The 16,370-nt window shown below is 62.9% G+C and carries 13 protein-coding genes; 5 read left to right on the forward strand and 8 right to left on the reverse strand.

All coding sequences use genetic code 11. The features are described 5' to 3' along the window. Window positions 1-99: 99 nt before the first annotated feature. The 7 genes from P9273_RS13120 to P9273_RS13150 form a co-directional block, all read right to left on the reverse strand. Entirely contained in the window at window positions 100-1,224 is a 1,125-nt protein-coding gene (locus tag P9273_RS13120; protein ID WP_278049302.1) for a DUF2333 family protein, read from the reverse strand. A gap of 219 nt (window positions 1,225-1,443) precedes the next feature. Beyond that, window positions 1,444-2,742 carry a DUF6638 family protein gene (locus P9273_RS13125; protein WP_278049304.1) on the reverse strand — a complete coding sequence of 433 codons (1,299 nt, stop codon included), beginning with the start codon at window positions 2,740-2,742 and terminating at the stop codon, window positions 1,444-1,446. A gap of 39 nt (window positions 2,743-2,781) precedes the next feature. Further along, a complete protein-coding gene (locus P9273_RS13130) occupies window positions 2,782-4,692 on the reverse strand; it encodes an AAA family ATPase (protein WP_278049305.1) in 1,911 nt (636 codons plus the stop codon). A 22-nt stretch (window positions 4,693-4,714) separates the two neighbouring features. Then, window positions 4,715-5,860: a hypothetical protein gene (locus P9273_RS13135; RefSeq protein ID WP_040996946.1), complete on the reverse strand. Its 1,146-nt coding sequence runs from the start codon at window positions 5,858-5,860 to the stop codon at window positions 4,715-4,717. A gap of 31 nt (window positions 5,861-5,891) precedes the next feature. After that, the gene (locus P9273_RS13140; RefSeq protein WP_278049306.1) at window positions 5,892-6,980 is read right to left on the reverse strand and encodes a hypothetical protein; all 1,089 of its coding nucleotides are present in this window, start codon (window positions 6,978-6,980) and stop codon (window positions 5,892-5,894) included. A gap of 385 nt (window positions 6,981-7,365) precedes the next feature. Further along, window positions 7,366-7,755, reverse strand: coding sequence for a c-type cytochrome (locus P9273_RS13145; protein WP_278049307.1), 390 nt, complete (start codon window positions 7,753-7,755; stop codon window positions 7,366-7,368). 134 nt (window positions 7,756-7,889) lie between these two features. Next, complete coding sequence (locus P9273_RS13150; protein WP_278049308.1) at window positions 7,890-8,501, reverse strand: thymidine kinase; 612 nt, start codon at window positions 8,499-8,501, stop codon at window positions 7,890-7,892. 249 nt (window positions 8,502-8,750) lie between these two features. Here P9273_RS13150 and choX point away from each other — a divergent pair, with 249 nt between their 5' ends. The 4 genes from choX (at window position 8,751) to P9273_RS13170 (ending at window position 12,987) form a co-directional block, all read left to right on the forward strand. Continuing rightward, window positions 8,751-9,686, forward strand: coding sequence for a choline ABC transporter substrate-binding protein (gene choX / locus P9273_RS13155; protein WP_278049309.1), 936 nt, complete (start codon window positions 8,751-8,753; stop codon window positions 9,684-9,686). 122 nt (window positions 9,687-9,808) lie between these two features. Further along, the gene (gene choW, locus P9273_RS13160; protein WP_040996939.1) at window positions 9,809-10,663 is read left to right on the forward strand and encodes a choline ABC transporter permease subunit; all 855 of its coding nucleotides are present in this window, start codon (window positions 9,809-9,811) and stop codon (window positions 10,661-10,663) included. Then, complete coding sequence (gene choV, locus P9273_RS13165; protein ID WP_278049310.1) at window positions 10,660-11,841, forward strand: choline ABC transporter ATP-binding protein; 1,182 nt, start codon at window positions 10,660-10,662, stop codon at window positions 11,839-11,841. The genes choW and choV overlap by 4 nt, the downstream gene beginning before the upstream one ends. A gap of 108 nt (window positions 11,842-11,949) precedes the next feature. Continuing rightward, entirely contained in the window at window positions 11,950-12,987 is a 1,038-nt protein-coding gene (locus P9273_RS13170) for an MBL fold metallo-hydrolase (RefSeq protein WP_278049311.1), read from the forward strand. A gap of 10 nt (window positions 12,988-12,997) precedes the next feature. Here the strand turns inward: P9273_RS13170 and P9273_RS13175 are convergent, their stop codons facing one another. After that, window positions 12,998-15,007, reverse strand: a complete 2,010-nt coding sequence (locus tag P9273_RS13175; protein WP_278049523.1) for a transcriptional regulator — start codon at window positions 15,005-15,007, stop codon at window positions 12,998-13,000. Between the two features lie 237 nt (window positions 15,008-15,244). On the opposite strand from P9273_RS13175, the gene P9273_RS13180 reads away from it, so the two are divergent. Next, on the forward strand, window positions 15,245-16,330 hold the full coding sequence (locus P9273_RS13180) for a PLP-dependent cysteine synthase family protein (protein ID WP_040996933.1): 1,086 nt from the start codon (window positions 15,245-15,247) through the stop codon (window positions 16,328-16,330). The last annotated feature ends 40 nt before the right edge of the window (window positions 16,331-16,370 follow it).

The following is a 16,370-nucleotide window of genomic DNA, read 5'->3' on the forward strand; positions in this document are numbered from 1 at the left end:
CGGGTGCCGCTCCGCCGTCTCAAAACAGCCGCCTAATGCGCGAAAAGCGACAGCGGCAACGGCGCAAATCCGCCATCGCCCTGTCGCCTCGAGACGCCGCTACTGCGTGAGCACGTTGCTGATCTCGACCATGTTGGAGCGCACGCGCAGGATGTAGAAGCCCATCGTGGTCAGATGCGTCGGCAACAGCCAGCCATCCTCGCGGCCATTGGCGATGATGAAGGGCTGGATGCGCAGCGCCGATACGAATTGCTGGTCCATCGTATCCCACAGGTTCTGCAGGTGCTTCTCCTTGATCACGTCCTCGAAATCGGCCTGGGCGCCCTTCATCAGGCCGTAATAGGCGTAAAGCTGGCCATAGGCGAACCAGAAGCGGTCGTCGGCGCGGAAGTCGAACCAGCCGTCATTGTGGTTCTCGGCGCGTTCCTTGAGGATGGCCGAGGTCGAGCCGATATCCGAAGCGATACGGTCGATATATTGCTTGAGATTGTCGGCGCGGGCGTCGAACGTGGCCTGGCAGGAGGCCAGGCGTGCATTGAAGGACCGTAGCTTGCGCACGGCGTCGCGGTAATAGCTCGGCGTCGGCGTCTTGGGCCCGAAGGGATTCAGGCCGAAATACCAGGTGTATTCATCGAACTGCAGATTGCCACGCGCATCCTGGAGGTCGGCGTCGATCTGCGAGGTCGTGCGCACACGGCCGAGATTGTCGGCAAGCTCGGTCGCGGTGCGCCGCACCGCCTGGTTGATGCCGCGCTGGAAGGAGGCCTTGTTGTCCATCCACGGCGTGTTGTCCCAGTTGATGCCGAACAGACCGAGCTTGTAGAGGATCATCGACGAGATCCAGGCATTCTGGTTGACGTTGAAGTCCGTCAGATCAGCGGCAACCTGGGCGATTGCCGAGTTGCCGCAGGTCTTGGCCGTGTCGGTGCCGCTGCCGGCCGAAACCTGTTCGCCGGCCGAAACGTTGCGCTTCTCGAACGTGTAGCTGTCGGGATAGTTCGGGTTGAAATTGCTCCACCATTGGGTGGCGTAGAAGAAGTTGGCGTAGAGGCCGATCAGCACCAGCAGGGCAAGGCCGACCACCGCCTTGAGGATCCAGCCGCGCTGGCCGTACCAGCGGCCGACCCACATGAACGGCCACAGGATGACGCCGATGACAAAGCCGATGCCGCGGCCGATCCATTGGAAGATCCGGGTGAAGAAATTCACGATCGGGTCAAGCATGGCTCTCGTCACCCCCTTAGAGCATTTCACCGTTTCAAGGGAAACGGCGATCTGCCCTAACCCTTTGTTTTGGCGCAATTCCGGGCGGAAAACCGCCCACACTTTTCGTGGAATTGCTCTAGATCAGGACGACGTTTCAATGAAACGCCATCCTGATCTAACTCTTTGTTAGAGCATGATCTCCTCCGAAAACCGGTTCCCACTTTTCGGGATCATGCTCTAGTCAGTCAATCCGTAAAGGCGCGCGCGGAACGCTGCCTTGTCCTTCAAATATGTGGTTTTCAGAACGTCCACAACATGGCTTCGCCAGGCGTCGCTGAAGCCGTCATAGTCCTTGTAGAAACCGGGCTTGTTGAAGACGTAGCGCGAGACGAAGTCCTGCGGCACGAAATCCGAGATCAGCTGGTTGGTCAGCCAGGCGTCGGGATGATCGGGCTTGGCGCGCACGACCAGGAAGCGCTGGCGCGGCGGCACATCCTCGATCTTGAGATGGCCGAACTGGGCGATCTCACGCTTGGCGGCATTGAGGAACGGGAAATTGCCGTCGCTGGCAATCAGGTCGGCATGGCCATGAATCCAGGTCTGCAGCCAGACCTTGTCGACATCGGTCAGATTGCGATTGGGCTCGGCGTCGCGGATCAGTGCGCGCACGATCATCTCGGCGCGGTGCTCGAGATAGCCGGAAGCCTCGATCCATGAGGCGCGCGGCAGGTCGAGGCGGCCGGTGGCGGCCAGGAAGCGGAACACCTTGTCGGCGTCGTTGATCGATAGATAGCTCACCTGCCAGGGCCGCGAGCGGCGGAAGCCGGGGGCGGCCGGGTCGCTGATCACCGTCGTCATATCGGGGTCGACGAAGACATAGAGCCCGCCGAAATGGCTGGTCCAGTAAGCGTTGTGGCGGAAGATCACCTGGTCCGGCACCAGCGCATTCTCGCGTATGTCGCCGCAGACCTTGGCAAGATCGACCATGCGCTGCAGCATGGCATTGTCGCGCCAGGCGTCGGGCTCCTGCTTCAACCGGTCGACCAGCTTGCCGAGCTCGGCCGCCTTACCGAGCACATCCTCGGCCGACAAGACCCTGAACTCGACCTGGTTGATCGACAGCAGGTCCTCGATGTCGTTGACCTTAGGAACCGAGTCCTCGATCTCGCCGTAGATCACGTCCTTGATGGTCAGCGCGTCGATGGCGCGCTGGTTCTTCGACATGAACTCGAACATCAGCTGCGAGGTGTTGGAGAAGGCGGTGTGCACCACCGGCAGGTCGATCTGCGACGGCGTCAGGATGATGAAGCGTCGATTGACCTCGTTGGGATCGAGATAATCGTAGTCGCCGCACTCTTCGGCGATCTCGGGCGAAAAGCCGGTGCGGTCGATCTGGAAGCTTTTCACCTTGGTGGGTTCCAGGCCGAAGGCGGCAAGCGCCTTGTTGTAGCGCTGGATAAGATGCGGCTCGTCCACGGTCAGCAGGCGGCCGTAGATCAGCTCGTTGTCGCGCAGAAGGTCGGGTTTTTTCTTCACCTGTCCTTCTCCCACAAGGGGACCAGGGGAAGGCGCGCTTCACGCATTCCACTGCCCCTTCTTCTTCAGCTCCTCCATCTCGCGCGCTGCTCTCTCGCGCAGCCTGGCGTCGCGCAGAAGCTTCTCCACCGCGGCATCGTCGGACTTATCGGAATAGCGGAATTCGGAATCGGCGTAGCGGTTGATCTCCTGCATGACCATATCCATCGAGAACGGCCCGCGCAGTTCCTCGATCATCGCCTTCTTGTCGTCATAGCTTTTGTGCATGAAGGCTTCCGGCTTCTCGAACCAGTCGTCCGGCAGCTCGATGTCCATGGCGCGCATCTTGATGGCGTCGGTGACGTTCTTGATGGCGCGGCCGGTGAAGCGCGGTTCGGCGTCCTTGATCATGTGCAGGTAGGTCCCGATGTCGGCCATCGTTTTCGGCGCGCCATTCTGCTTCATGTAGCGCTCATAGACCTTCATCAGCCCGTCTTCCTGCGGCTTCTCATGCTCTTCATAAGCCTCGGCCACGGCGCGCTGGATTTCCTGCGCGGCATAGAGCTCGTGCGGCCCAAGCGGTATCTTATGGTTCTTGCCGGCAAGCAGCACGAAGATGTCGATATAGTCGTCGCGGGTCTGCGGGCCGTCGACCAGCCAGCGCGCGCCGGCGCGCTGGCGCAGCGCATCGTCGACATTTTCGGGATAGTTGGAGAACATGCCGAAGGAGCAATTGCCGCGCACGACCGTCGAGGCTCCGGCGAAAGCGTCCATCAGCACGCCGGTGATCTCCTGTTGGCCGGCCGATGCCCGGTCGTCGGAACGGCGCGCCGCCACCTGGTCGATGTCGTCGATGGTGCCGAAGCCGATGACGCGCGGGTTGAGCACATTGTTGATGAACTGGCGGCAATTCTGGCCCGACTTGCCCTGATAGGACGAAATCTGGTCGACGCCGAAATTCTCATAGATGAAGGGATAACCGGCGACCTGGCAGTAGCCGTTGACGAGGCCGGCGATCATCTGGATCAGCGTCGTCTTGCCGGTGCCCGGCGCGCCGTCGCCGATGAAGGTGAAAAGAAAGCCGCCGAGCTCGACGAAGGGGTTCAGCTCGCGCTCGAAATCATAGGCCATCAGCATCTTGGCCAATTTGACCGACTGGTATTTGGCGATGTGGTTGCCGACCACCTCTTCCGGCTTCTTGAAGGTCATCACCAGCGGCTTGGAGCGTTTGCCCGGCGCGACGTCGAAGCCGTCGAGGGTGAAGTCGTCGACATCGATGCGGATATGGGCGTTCTCGAACGGCCCGATGCCGTCGAAGCGGCCTTTGCGCGCAAGAAGGCCGTCGATGGCGACGCGGGCAAAGGCACGCGCCCGTGTCGCCAGATCGGCGTCATCCTTCGAACCTGCGACCGCCTTGTCGAGTCCGGCGACGATCGACTTCACGGCATCCTGAGGCGTGTCGAACAGGAAGTCGGGCTCGGGGATGTCGTTCGGCGCCTCGCCGTCGCTGTCGATCAGCTGGAACAAATAGGAGGCGAAACTGAAGGCGGAGACGTAAGCCGACGCAGACAAAAGCTTCTTGAAGGTGGCTGCCTCGTCGCCTTCCAGCGGCGCGCGGGCGTTTTTTGCCTGCAGGCTTTCAAGGTCGGAACCCTCGGCGAAAATATCGGATATCGCGAGCGCGATCGCCAGGCCGCGCCGGGCGCGGTAGAGCAGCGTGTGCTGCGGGATCGTCATCAACTGGTCGTCGGGATGGATCGCGGCAACCGTCTTGGTGAGCTCGACCTCGCGCGTGCGCCGCACCGAGCCGACCGACACGGTGGAGACGAAGCGGCGGTTGGTGCCGGCAAGCGCGGTGCCGGATTCGCGCGAGGGGTCCTCCAGCACGACAATGCGGGTGATGAAGCTCTGCGCGGTCGCGCGGTGCTTTTCGATTGCCGCTTCCGAAATCGTGGTCAGCCCGGTGTCCATGAAGGATGCTCCGCGGTTGAAATCAGACGTCGCTGATGACCTGCCCCTTGGACAGAATGTGGACCTTGTAGCCCGAAAAGATCTTCTGCGCCTCGCCTGCGGCATAGAGCGCCTGATAGGCCTCGTGCGGGATCAGCGCGTGGTTCTCGTAGCTCGACACGCCCTGGCGCGCCGCTTCAAGGTCGTCGGTGTTGATGAAGAATTCCTGCGTCGTCTTCTCGCTGGAAAACAGGCCCTTGCGGCCGGGTTTCTCCGCCTTCGAAAAGACCTCTTGGATGGTCCAGGTCAAGAGCCAGGCGTTCTCCGGCTTGCGCACCTTGGCCAGCACCTCGGCCACCGTCGAATTGTTGTCGGTGATGCCGGCCGAGTAGAAGGGTCCGAGCACGACGCGCCGCAATTGCTTGGGATGCAGCGGCTCGAAATCTTTATCGAGATTGACGGCGATCGTCGCCGGCGAGAGCGCGTAGGCCGAGTTCTTCTCGGTGAAGTCATCGAAGCGGTGCGCAAGCTCAGGGTTGAGCAGGCCGTCGACGGGCAGCGGGATATCGACCTTCTCGTTCAGCTTGCCGTTCACGTCGACCAGCTGGCGCACCATGCTTTCGGAGGAGTCCTCCACAGTCACCATATAGACCAGCGGCAGGTTGGCGCTGCCGTCGAACGTCGCCCAGTGGACGAGATAATAGGGCCGCATGGTCTTCGGATTGACCGAGACCTTGGCGGTCTGCGCCAGAATGAAGGGAGCGAAGGTCGCCTCGCTCTTGACGCCCTCCAGATAGAGCCGCTCGGCCATCGACTTCTGCAGTGCGGCGGGAAATTCCTTATGCCGTAGGATGAAGTCGGCCATTTCCTCGCGCAGCTCACCGGCCTGCGGGATGTTGGCCAGGCGAGCATCGGCCTGCTGGCGGTCGTTCTCCAGTTCGAGCAGGTTTTGGAAGACCGGATAGCCGCTGTCGGCGCGCGAAATCCGGAAAGTGTCCATGAAACCCAGCCGGTTGCGCCAGCAGGAAAAGGATTTGTCCAGGCGGGCGATGTATTCGGCGACGACCTTGGCGACGATGCCGTGCCGGTAGAGCGGCGAGCGGTCGTCGCGCATGAACACTTCGAGGCCGCTCAAGGCCGCCCTGATCGCGGAGAAGTAGCGCGCCGCCGCATCATTTTCGGGGATCATGGCACTGCCCTGGACGAAAATGCCGGCACGCCTACTGCTGCACGTAGTTGGCGGCGTTGTGCTTCTTCATCACCTCGTCGAAACGACGGGCGAAGGCATCGTCGGCGAGCTTCTTGCGACGCTGGATGTCGGCGGTGGCGACCATGTTCTTCTCGTGCATCTCGAGCAGATCGCCGATGTGCTTCTGTGCCGCGGCGCCGATGCCGGCCATCGTCTCCTCGGCAGTGTTGTCGACCTGGCTGCCCAGCGTGTTGATCTTGTGGGCGACGTCCTGCTGGGCGGCGGTCTTCAGCGAGTCTTCCAGCGCCTTGTACAGCACGATGCGCTGCTCGGTGTCGATGGTGAGCTTGTTGATCAGCGTCGCCTGCGCGGCGATCTGGTTGTTAAGGGAATCCACAAATGTCTGGAACATCGAGGTGTAACGTTCCAGCGTCTGGCTTTCGGCCAGCAGCTCCTGCTCCTTGGCCTGCTTTTCGTTGTATTCGGTCGCCATTTTCGAGCGCTCGCCCTCGAGCTCGGTGCGCTCCTTCTGGGTCGTGGAGGAGGCGATCTTGTTTTCGATGTCGAGCAGCAGAGGGTTCAATTCCTCGATGCGCTTCTGCACCGCCTCGAGGTTGGACATGGTCGTCTTGCGGCGCTCGATCACCTGCGACAGGCTGGTTTCGGATGTCTTGTAGCGCTGGTCGAGGACCTGCTTCTGCGCCTTCAGGATGCCGACGATGGTATCCGACTTCGCCAGAAGCTCCTGCAGATTGCCGGCCAGGGACATGTTGCGGACACGGTCGGTGCGCATGCGCTGCTTGCGCTGCGCCGAGAAGATGCCGACGAAATTTTCCCAGCCGGTGTAATTCTTCATGCTCTCGAACTCGGCGCCGAAGACGTTGGTGGCGTCCTCAAGCCCAATGATCAGGTCGGCGATGTTGCCTTCCATGACCTTCTGCTGCTTGAGCACGTCCTCGATGCGGGCGTTCTCAATGTCGAAATTGGCGTCGCCGATCTTCTTGTCGGCCTGGGCGAGCGTGTCGAGCACGGTGCCGGACTGCTCGATCTTGGTGCGCATGTCCTGCACGACCTGCTTGGTCTTGGCAATCTCGGCATCGAAATTCTGCAATGTCGCCATTGGGGCCTCCCGCTTCGGCATGCGTTTTCCGTGTCGTGGCGGCGAATATATGTGGGGCCTCAAGGGATTGAAAGAAGGAAGACAAGGAGAGGCGTCAAAACAAAAGAATTGATCAGCCCCTTGAAAGACAAGGCAAGCATGCGCATGGTGTCCAGTAATGCGCGCTGCCGTCGAACGGCTTCAGCCTATATGCCTTAAGTTATTGTTTTTGCAGACACCCAAAGCGATGAAACAGCGCCGGCAAATCTCTAGAGCGGTTCACCGTTTCCCGGAAACGGCAAACCCCTCTATCTCTTTGTTTTTGCGCAATTCCGGACGGAAAACCGCTCACACTTTCTGGAATTGCTGTTGCGCCGGCGGCAATACCGGTTTCTTCCAACGCCGATCAGGGCTTGGGGTCGGCCTTGAGATAGGCAATCACGTTGGCGATGTCGTCATCGCTGGTCAGGCCGGTAAAGGCCATTCTGTTGCCAGGAACCTTCTGCTTGGGCGCCTTGAGATATTCGGTGAGGCTGGCGTCGTCCCAGACGAGGCCCGCGGCCCCGGCATCCTTCATGGCTTGCGAATAATGGCTCTGAAAACTTTCCGCCGAGCCGGCCTTGCGGCCGACGACACCCATGAGATGCGGGCCGACCTTGTCGCGATCCGTCGCCGCCTCATGGCAGGCGATGCAGCGGTTGAAGACCTTCTTGCCCAGTGCCGCATCGCCATCGGCATGCGCGGCAAGGCCGCCGGCGAACAGCAAGACGACGGCGGGCGTGATGGCTCGAAACATTGAGGGGTTCTCCGGCTGGTTCTGGCTGGGCGGGAAATTAGAGCGCCGACCTTAACAAGGGGCAGCATAGATCGCGCGGCTGCAAGAAGGTGGCAGCCGGCTACCCGACACCCGGCAGCCAAAAAGCTTCCGGCTCAGGGGCCGACAAAGCCGATGAAGTCGTCCGGTGCCGCCCTGCCCATCTCCTCTTCCCAATGGCGGCGGCAGAGCGAAACATAGACGTCCTTGCCGATCGCCACCTGCTCCCCCTGTTTCGCTACCTTGCCGTCGGAGCCCAGACGCACCACCATCGTCGCCTTGCGGCCGCAACGGCAGATGGTGCGCACCTCGCGCAGGTCGTCGGCGATGGCGAGCAGCGCCCGCGAGCCGGAGAACAGGTTACCCTGGAAATCGGTGCGCAGGCCGTAGCACATGACCGGAATGTCCAGACGGTCGGCGATGCGGGCGAGCTGCCACACCTGCTCTTCCTCGAGGAACTGCGCCTCGTCGACGAAGATGCAATGCACCGGGGCATGCCGGTGGTGCTCGGCGACCCTGGCATAAAGATCGTCGCCGTCGCGGAACATCTCGGCCTCGGCTTCGAGGCCGATGCGCGACGAGATCAGCCCGCTATCGCCCTTGCAATAGTGGCCGGCGACGAACAGCATCGTCGACATGCCGCGTTCGCGATAGTTGTAGGACGCCTGCAAAAGCATGGTCGTCTTGCCGGCGTTCATCGTCGCGTAGTGGAAGTAAAGCTTGGCCATGCCGTCCTTCTAAGCTCACATATCGGCGCACGGGGAGAGGGCCTGCGGCTCCGTCCACCAAAAACTCCTTGCCGTCTAAAATCCGATGTCGTTCAAAAACCTGTCATGTCGCTTAATGGCCAGCGCGCGCCGTTCGTCGCGACGTTGAAGCGCTTGAAACAACTTCAAAATGGTGTTTGGCTGACGAAACAAGGCGGGCGCAAGAACCGTGACTTCGCTTCGCCTCGGACTCTAATGGGAGAAAAGTTCATGTCACGTATGAAATCTTTCGTCGCAGGCCTCGGCCTCGCGGCGCTTCTGTCCACGACCGCCGCTTATGCCGGCGATCCGGCGAGCTGCAAGGCGGTTCGGCTCTCCGACGTCGGCTGGACCGACATCCAGGCCACCACGGGGCTCGCCTCGGTGCTGCTCACCGCGCTCGGCTATGAGCCGCAGACGATCCAGCTTTCGGTGCCGGTGACCATGGCCTCGCTGAAGAACAAGGACCTCGACGTCTTCCTCGGCAACTGGATGCCGTCGATGACCAATGACATCAAGGACTATACCAAAGAGGGCTCGATCGAGACGATCAGCACCAACCTGACCGGCGCCGGCTACGGCATCGTCGTGCCCAACTATGTCGCGGACGCCGGCGTCAAGACGCTGACCGATCTCGGCAAGTTCAAGGACAAGTTCAACGGCAAGATCTATGGCATCGAGGCCGGCAATGACGGCAACCGCATCATCCTCGACATGATCAAGAACCCGAAGGACAATCTGGCCGGCTTCGAGCTGGTCGAGTCCTCGGAAGCCGGCATGCTGACGCAGGCCGAGCAGTCGATGAAGAACAATGAGTGGATCGCCTTCCTCGGCTGGACGCCGCATCCAGTGATGGGCGCCATGAAGATCACCTATCTTGACGGCATGGGCGACAGCGGTTTCGGCGCCGCCACCGTCTACACCATCGTGCGCAAGGGCTACACCACCGAATGCCCCAACGCCGGCAAATTCATCGCCAACCTGAAGTTCAATCTCGACATGGAAGGCGAGATGATGGACGCGATCCTGAAAGGTGGCGACCCGCAGACGGTGGCGACCGACTGGCTGAAGAAGCATCCGGACGCGATCACGCCCTGGATCGCCGGCGTCACCACCTTCGACGGCGGCGACGCGGCTGCGGCCGTCAAGACCGCGCTCGGGGGCTGATCCGCTTGGGACCGGCATAATTCCGGAAAAGGGCAGCCCTTGAAGAGGCTGCCCTTTTTCATATGCCTGGAGACGTGAGAGGATGACCGTGCGGCAAGCGCGGCGAAGCCGAGAGGGGAAAGATGGATCCGATTTCTAAATTCCTGACCGATTACAAGATCCCGATCGGGCCATGGGGCAAGGCGTTCTTCGGCTTCCTGACCGACAATTTCGACACCATCTTCCGGGCGTTCTCAAACGGGCTGAACTTCATCCTCGACGGGGCGGTGAACCTCCTGCTGATGGTGCCGCCGGTGCTGCTGGCGTTGGTCATCGCCATCATCGCCTGGCTCTTGCAGCGTTCGCGGCCGCTTGCCATCGGCGTCTTCCTCGGCCTGATCTTCATCATCAACCAGAATCTGTGGAAACAGACGGTGCAGACGCTGGTGCTGGTGGTTGCCGCCGCCGCCATGGCGATGGCCATCGGCGTGCCGCTCGGGATCTGGGCCGCGCACAAACCGAAGGTCTACCGCGTCATGCTGCCGGTGCTCGACCTGATGCAGACGCTGCCGACCTTCGTCTACCTGATCCCGGTGCTCACCCTGTTCGGCCTCGGCAACGCGCCGGGTCTCATCGTCACCATCATCTTCGTGATCCCAACGGCCGTGCGGCTCACCCATCTCGGTGTGGTTTCCGTGCCCAAGGCAATCATCGAAGCGGGCGAGGCCTTCGGCGCCACCAAGCGCCAGCTTCTGTGGAAGGTGGAGCTGCCCTCGGCGCTGCCGACCATCATGGCGGGCCTGACGCAATCGATCATGCTGTCGCTGTCGATGGTGGTGTTCGCCGCGCTGATCGGCGCCGGCGGCCTCGGCACGGAAATCAACCGCGCGCTCGGCTCGCGCCGCATCGATCTCGGGCTTGAGGCGGGCCTCGCCATCGTCGTGCTCGCCATCGTGCTCGACCGCATGACCCGCATCGGCGTTGGAGGCAAGAAATGACCGTCGCGGTTGATTTCAAGAATGTGGACATCGTCTTCGGCGCCGATCAGGCCGGTTCGCTGGCGCTGATCGACCAGGGCGCCACGCGTGCCGAGATCCTCGAAAAGACCGGCAATGTGCTCGGATGCGCCGGCGCCAGCCTCACCGTGCATGAAGGCGAGATCTCGGTGCTGATGGGCCTGTCCGGTTCGGGCAAGTCGACGCTGCTCAGGGCCGTCAACCGGCTGAACGTCGTGTCGCGCGGCCAGGTGCTGGTCAAGGACGGCGACCGCATCGTCGATGTCGTCACCTGCGACGAGACGACCTTGCGCCGGCTGCGGCAGAAGCAGGTGGCCATGGTGTTCCAGCAGTTCGGCCTGCTGCCGTGGCGCACAGTCGAGGAAAATGTCGGCTTCGGCCTGGAGCTTGCCGGCGTGCCGGAGGCGGAACGCAAGGCGCGGGTGCAAAAGCAGCTGCAGCTTGTCCATCTCGACCAATGGTCGAAGAAATACGCCCATGAGCTTTCGGGCGGCATGCAGCAGCGTGTCGGCCTTGCCCGGGCCTTCGCCACCGAAGCGCCGATCCTTTTGATGGACGAGCCGTTCTCGGCGCTCGACCCGCTGATCCGCACCAAGCTGCAGGACGAGCTGCTGCAGCTCCAGGCGGAGCTGAAGAAGACCATCATCTTCGTCAGCCACGACCTTGAGGAGGCACTGAAGATCGGCAGCCACATCACGATCATGGAGGGCGGCCGCATCGTCCAGACCGGCGCGCCGGAAGACATCGTGCTCAGGCCCGCCAACGACTATGTCCGCGACTTCATCGCCAATGTGAACCCGTTGTCGGTGCTGACGGCGTGGAACGTCATGCGGGACCGCCGCGACCTGGAGCAGGGCGACAACGGCTGGGTGTGGCTCGACCGGCGCAAGACGACGCGCTTCAAGATCGACGAGCACGGCCTTGTGGCCGCCGCCGAGCGCGACGGCAAGCCGGCGGTGTGGGTCTCCTGCGCCGATGTCGAGCGCCAGCCGGAGGAGGGCGCCCAGGTGTTCTGGGCCAATCCCGGCACGCCGCTGAAAACGGTGATGCTCGCCATGCACCGCTCGCAGACGGCGCCGGTGGCGCTGTTCGACGAAGGCTCGCGTTTCGTCGGCTCGATCGGCATTCGCGACGTGCTGAGCGCCGTGCTGAGGCGATAAGGTTTTGCCTTTTAGAGCAGCTTGAGGTGCGCGCGCTGGCGGGCACCTCGTGCTTGTTCTAAACTGGCCGACAGCCGGACTGCCGGCGTCAGGCGAAAGGGGGCGCGAATGATCTTCCGTCAGCTGTTCGATTCCGTTTCGGGCACCTATTCCTATCTGCTCGCCAGCCGCAGGGGCGGCGAGGCGCTGATCATCGATCCGGTGCTGGAAAAGGTCGACCGCTACCTGCAACTGGTCAACGAACTCGATCTCAGGCTGGTCAAAGCGGTGGATACGCATCTTCATGCCGACCACATCACCGGCCTTGGCGCGTTGCGTGACAAAACGCATTGCGTGACGGTCATGGGCGAGCAGACCAAGGCCGATGTCGTGTCGATGCGGCTTGCCGACGGCGACAAGCTCGGGATCGAGGGGCTGGCGCTCGACGTGATCTACACGCCCGGCCATACCGACGATTCCTACAGCTTCGTCCTGCCGGACCGGGTCTTCACCGGCGACACCCTGCTCATCCGCGGCACCGGCCGCACCGACTTCCAGAACGGCGATCCGCGCCAGCAATATGAATCGATCTTCGGCCGCCTGCTCAAGCTGCCCGATGAGACGCTGATCTTCCCGGCGCATGACTATAAGGGCGAGACCGTGTCGACGATCGGCGAGGAAAAGGCCTTCAACCCGCGCCTGCAGGTGAAGTCGGTCGATGAGTATGTGAACATCATGAACAACCTCAATCTGTCCAACCCGAAAATGATGGACGTGGCCGTGCCTGCCAACATGCGGGTCGGGCTGCACCAGGATGACATCGCCAGCCGCGGCTGGGCGGTGACCGCGGAGCAGGCGCTGGCGCTGGTCGGGCGGCCCGACGTGGCGCTGATCGACCTGCGCGAGCAATCCGAACGCGAGCGCCACGGCGTCATCCCCGGCGCGATTCATCTGCCCTATGCGCGGCTGCAGGAGAACATCGCCGCCGGCGGCATGCTGCACGAACTGGCGAAGTCGACGAGCAAGCAGATCCTGTTCTATTGCGCCTTCGGCGAGCGTTCGGCCATGGCGGTGCAGGCGGCGCAGGATGTCGGGATCGCCAGTGCCCGCCACATCCAGGGCGGCATCGACGCCTGGCGGAAGGCCAGCGGCCCGCTGATGCATTAAGCTGAATGGCTCAATTCAGCCCGATCAGCTTGGCGCCCTTGCGGAACAGGGCTTCCCCGTCCCGGTCGAAGCGAAACGTGGCGATGAAATCGTCGGCGCGATAGTCGGGCCAAGTGTTGCGGATCCTGGCTGCGAAGCTGCGCGCCTCGTCCTGCCGGCCCGCCAGTGCCAGGCAATGGGCGGCGATCGCCAGGATGATGACATGGGCGTTCGGTCTTGCGGCCGCCTTCAGCGCCCATTCGGCCGCCGCGTCGAATTCGCCGAGCCGCGCATGCGCCATGGCGCGCGCGCCCATCATGCCGAACAGCAACGGGTCGAAGGGGCTGAGATGGCGCGAATGGTCGGATGAGCCGATCGCCGATTGCGGATCGCCCGACTGCGAATGGACGAAGGACAGCGCGTAATGGCCGAGCGCGAAATTGGGGCTGAGATCGACGGCATTCGCCAATTCCAGCAGCGCGCCGTCCTGCTCGCCGCGCAGCCATAGCGCGCGGCCCATCGCCCAGTGGGCGGCAGGGTTGCGGTCGTCGACCAAGAGACTCTGGCCGGCGCTTTCGAAGGCAAGCGCGGTTTCGCGATCGCGGTCGCCCCAGCGCTGGAAAGCATTCTGCCAATGGGTAAACGACATGCCGGCATGGGCGCGCGCGAAAGTGGGGTCCAGCTTCAGCGCCTCGCCGAAGAAATGCTGCGCCAGCTCGTTTTCCTGGCGGGTGAAGCGATACATGTGCCAGAGGCCGCGATGATAGGCCTCCCAGGCATTGAGCGAGTTTGGCGCTTTCAGCAATGCGCGGTTGCGCTCCACCGTCGCGATCTCGGCGGCGATGGAAGAGACGATGCTGTTGCCGATATTCTCGCTGACGATGAAGATGTCGTCGGGCTTGTGCTCGAAGGTCTCGGCCCAGACCACCCTTGCCGTGCGGACCTCGACAAGCTCGACCGAGACGATGAACCGGCCCGGCAGGCTGCGCACCGAGCCTGTCGCGACATAGTCGACATTCAGCCTGCGTCCGGCGTCTTCCGGCGCTATGTTCTTCTCGGCGAGCGCAAAGACCGAGCCACGGGCGATGACGAAGAAATCGCGAAGCTTGGCAAGCCGCGTGATGATGTCGTGCGTGAGGCCGTCGGCCAGTCCGCCACGGAAGCCGCCAGTGCCGGCGCTCTCCGCAAACGGCATCACCGCGAGCGACGCCCGGCGCGTCGCCGCCGGTTCGGTTTCGATCTCGGCGACCGGCAGATCCGGGGGCGGGAAAGCCGGCCCGGATCGGGCGCATGGGGTTGCGCTGGCATTGCGGGCTTTTATCTCCTGCCACGCCTCACGCAACGGCGTGAAATCCAGCTCTTCGGAGTGAAACAGCTCCGCCGCGGTGGCAAGGTGCTCCTCGCCGGCGCCGATCTGTCCGCGCCGGGCCAGGTTTTCCAGCAGCGCCACATGGGCACGGCCGTCGAAGGGCGCAAGCTCCAGCCATTTGTCGATATAGGCGCCGGCCTCATCGGCTCCCTGCGGGACAAGACTGATGATGTGCTCCAGAACCGCTACATGGCAGGCACTGAAACGGCGGCGCTGCGCCGTCAGCCAACTGCCGAAATGCGGGCTGCGATCGAGCTCGAGCCCGTCGAGAAAATCGCCGGCGAACAGTTGCGCAAGCGCCCGCAGACGGTCGAGGCGAAGCGTCTCGATCCCTTCCGCCACCGCTGCGGCGGCCTCGACGGCATCGACGCTCGCTCCGCCGAGGCGAAGCGCCACGGTGTCGCCTTCCGTCTCGACCCGGCGCAAGCCCGGTTCGTCCAGCGCGGCACGCAGCTTGCTCAGACACCAGCGCAACTCGCCGCGCGGATCGTTGGGCACGTCCCAGAGAAGTTCGCAAAGACGGCTGCGGCTGACAGGGTGGGGCGCCAGCGCCAGATAGGCGAGCAGCGCGCGCAGCTTGCGCGAGGAAGGGAGCCTGACGGGCACACCGTCACGGGCGATCGTCAGCTTCCCGAGCAACCGCACGGAAAGGCTGCCTGAGCTGCCTTCCATGCACGGTCGAGTGGATTCCACGTATGTTTCCACGCTTTCTCCAACGCTTACCAGTTGGTCCATATTCTATCACCAAAGACGACAGGAGGCAGCCGGCAGCCCCATTCCGTGCCGGAACGCCGCCGTTGCCGCGTATGCGGCAGGTCGAGCAAACCCTATCGCGGCCAGGTGTCGAAACCGCGCCGCCAAAACTGCCGGTCTGTAACCGGCACGTGAGGACATCGAGGAGAAAGCCGCATGTTGCATCAGTTGAAAATCAGGACCACGGCCGGGCGCGGCCGGCTATTCGATAGCATTCTCGACACGGTCGGCGACACGCCGGTCATCCGCATCAACAATCTCGGGCCGGGTCACGCGACGATCTATGTAAAGGCCGAATTCTTCAATCCGGCGGCCTCGGTAAAGGACCGGCTGGCCCTCAACATCATCGAGGAAGGCGAGCGCAGCGGTAAGCTCAAGCCCGGCCAGACGGTGGTCGAGGCGACGAGCGGCAACACCGGCATCGGCCTTGCCATGGTCTGCGCGCAGAAAGGTTACCCGCTTGTGGTGACGATGGCCGACAGCTTTTCCGTCGAGCGCCGCAAGCTGATGCGCATGCTTGGCGCCAAGGTGGTGCTGACGCCGCGCGCCCAGAAGGGCTTCGGTATGTATAAGAAAGCGGTCGAGCTGGCCGAGGCTAATGGCTGGTTCCTGGCGCGCCAGTTCGAGACCGAGGCCAATGCCGCCATCCACGAGGCGACCACGGGCCGCGAGATCGTCAACGATTTCGCCGGGTCGCGTCTCGACGTGCTCGTCACCGGCTACGGCACCGGCGGCACGGTGGCCGGCGTCGGCCGGGTGCTGCGCCGCGAGCGGCCGGAGGTGAAGATCGTGCTGGCCGAGCCGGCGAACGCGCAGCTGATCGGCAGCGGCAAGGCCCAGGAGCGCGGCGCCGGCGGTGCGCCGGCCGTCAGCCATCCGGCTTTCGAGCCGCATCCGATCCAGGGCTGGACGCCGGACTTTATCCCCAATGTTCTGCAGGAAGCGATCGACCGGCGCTACTATGACGAGGTGGTGCCGATCCCCGGTCCCGATGGCATCAAATGGGCGAAGGCACTGGCGCAGCAGGAAGGTATCTTCACCGGCATCTCCGGCGGCGCCACCTTCGCCGTCGCGCGGCAGATCGCGGGCAAGGCCCCGGCGGGCTCGGTGATCCTGTGCATGCTGCCCGATACCGGCGAGCGTTACATGTCGACGCCGCTCTTCGATGGCATCGAGGCGGAGATGGACGCCGAGGAAACGGCGCTGTCGCGCTCGACGCCAAGCTGCCAGTTCGAAGCCTGAGAAGGCGCGGCGCCGCCGGAGATGCCGGTGAAGATACCTT

The sequence above is a fragment of the Mesorhizobium sp. WSM4935 genome (genome assembly GCF_029625735.1).
Lineage (GTDB): Bacteria > Pseudomonadota > Alphaproteobacteria > Rhizobiales > Rhizobiaceae > Mesorhizobium.

Excerpts from the sequence above, each read along its gene's own strand:
- P9273_RS13135 (WP_040996946.1), bottom strand. The coding sequence starts at position 5,860 with ATGATCCCCGAAAATGATGCGGCGGCGCGCTACTTCTCCGCGATCAGG.
- P9273_RS13130 (WP_278049305.1), bottom strand. The coding sequence starts at position 4,692 with ATGGACACCGGGCTGACCACGATTTCGGAAGCGGCAATCGAAAAGCAC.
- P9273_RS13140 (WP_278049306.1), bottom strand. The coding sequence starts at position 6,980 with ATGGCGACATTGCAGAATTTCGATGCCGAGATTGCCAAGACCAAGCAG.
- P9273_RS13145 (WP_278049307.1), bottom strand. The coding sequence starts at position 7,755 with ATGTTTCGAGCCATCACGCCCGCCGTCGTCTTGCTGTTCGCCGGCGGC.
- P9273_RS13175 (WP_278049523.1), bottom strand. The coding sequence starts at position 15,007 with ATGGAAGGCAGCTCAGGCAGCCTTTCCGTGCGGTTGCTCGGGAAGCTG.
- P9273_RS13120 (WP_278049302.1), bottom strand. The coding sequence starts at position 1,224 with ATGCTTGACCCGATCGTGAATTTCTTCACCCGGATCTTCCAATGGATC.
- choX (WP_278049309.1), top strand. The coding sequence starts at position 8,751 with ATGTCACGTATGAAATCTTTCGTCGCAGGCCTCGGCCTCGCGGCGCTT.
- P9273_RS13180 (WP_040996933.1), top strand. The coding sequence starts at position 15,245 with ATGTTGCATCAGTTGAAAATCAGGACCACGGCCGGGCGCGGCCGGCTA.
- P9273_RS13150 (WP_278049308.1), bottom strand. The coding sequence starts at position 8,501 with ATGGCCAAGCTTTACTTCCACTACGCGACGATGAACGCCGGCAAGACG.
- choV (WP_278049310.1), top strand. The coding sequence starts at position 10,660 with ATGACCGTCGCGGTTGATTTCAAGAATGTGGACATCGTCTTCGGCGCC.
- P9273_RS13170 (WP_278049311.1), top strand. The coding sequence starts at position 11,950 with ATGATCTTCCGTCAGCTGTTCGATTCCGTTTCGGGCACCTATTCCTAT.
- choW (WP_040996939.1), top strand. The coding sequence starts at position 9,809 with ATGGATCCGATTTCTAAATTCCTGACCGATTACAAGATCCCGATCGGG.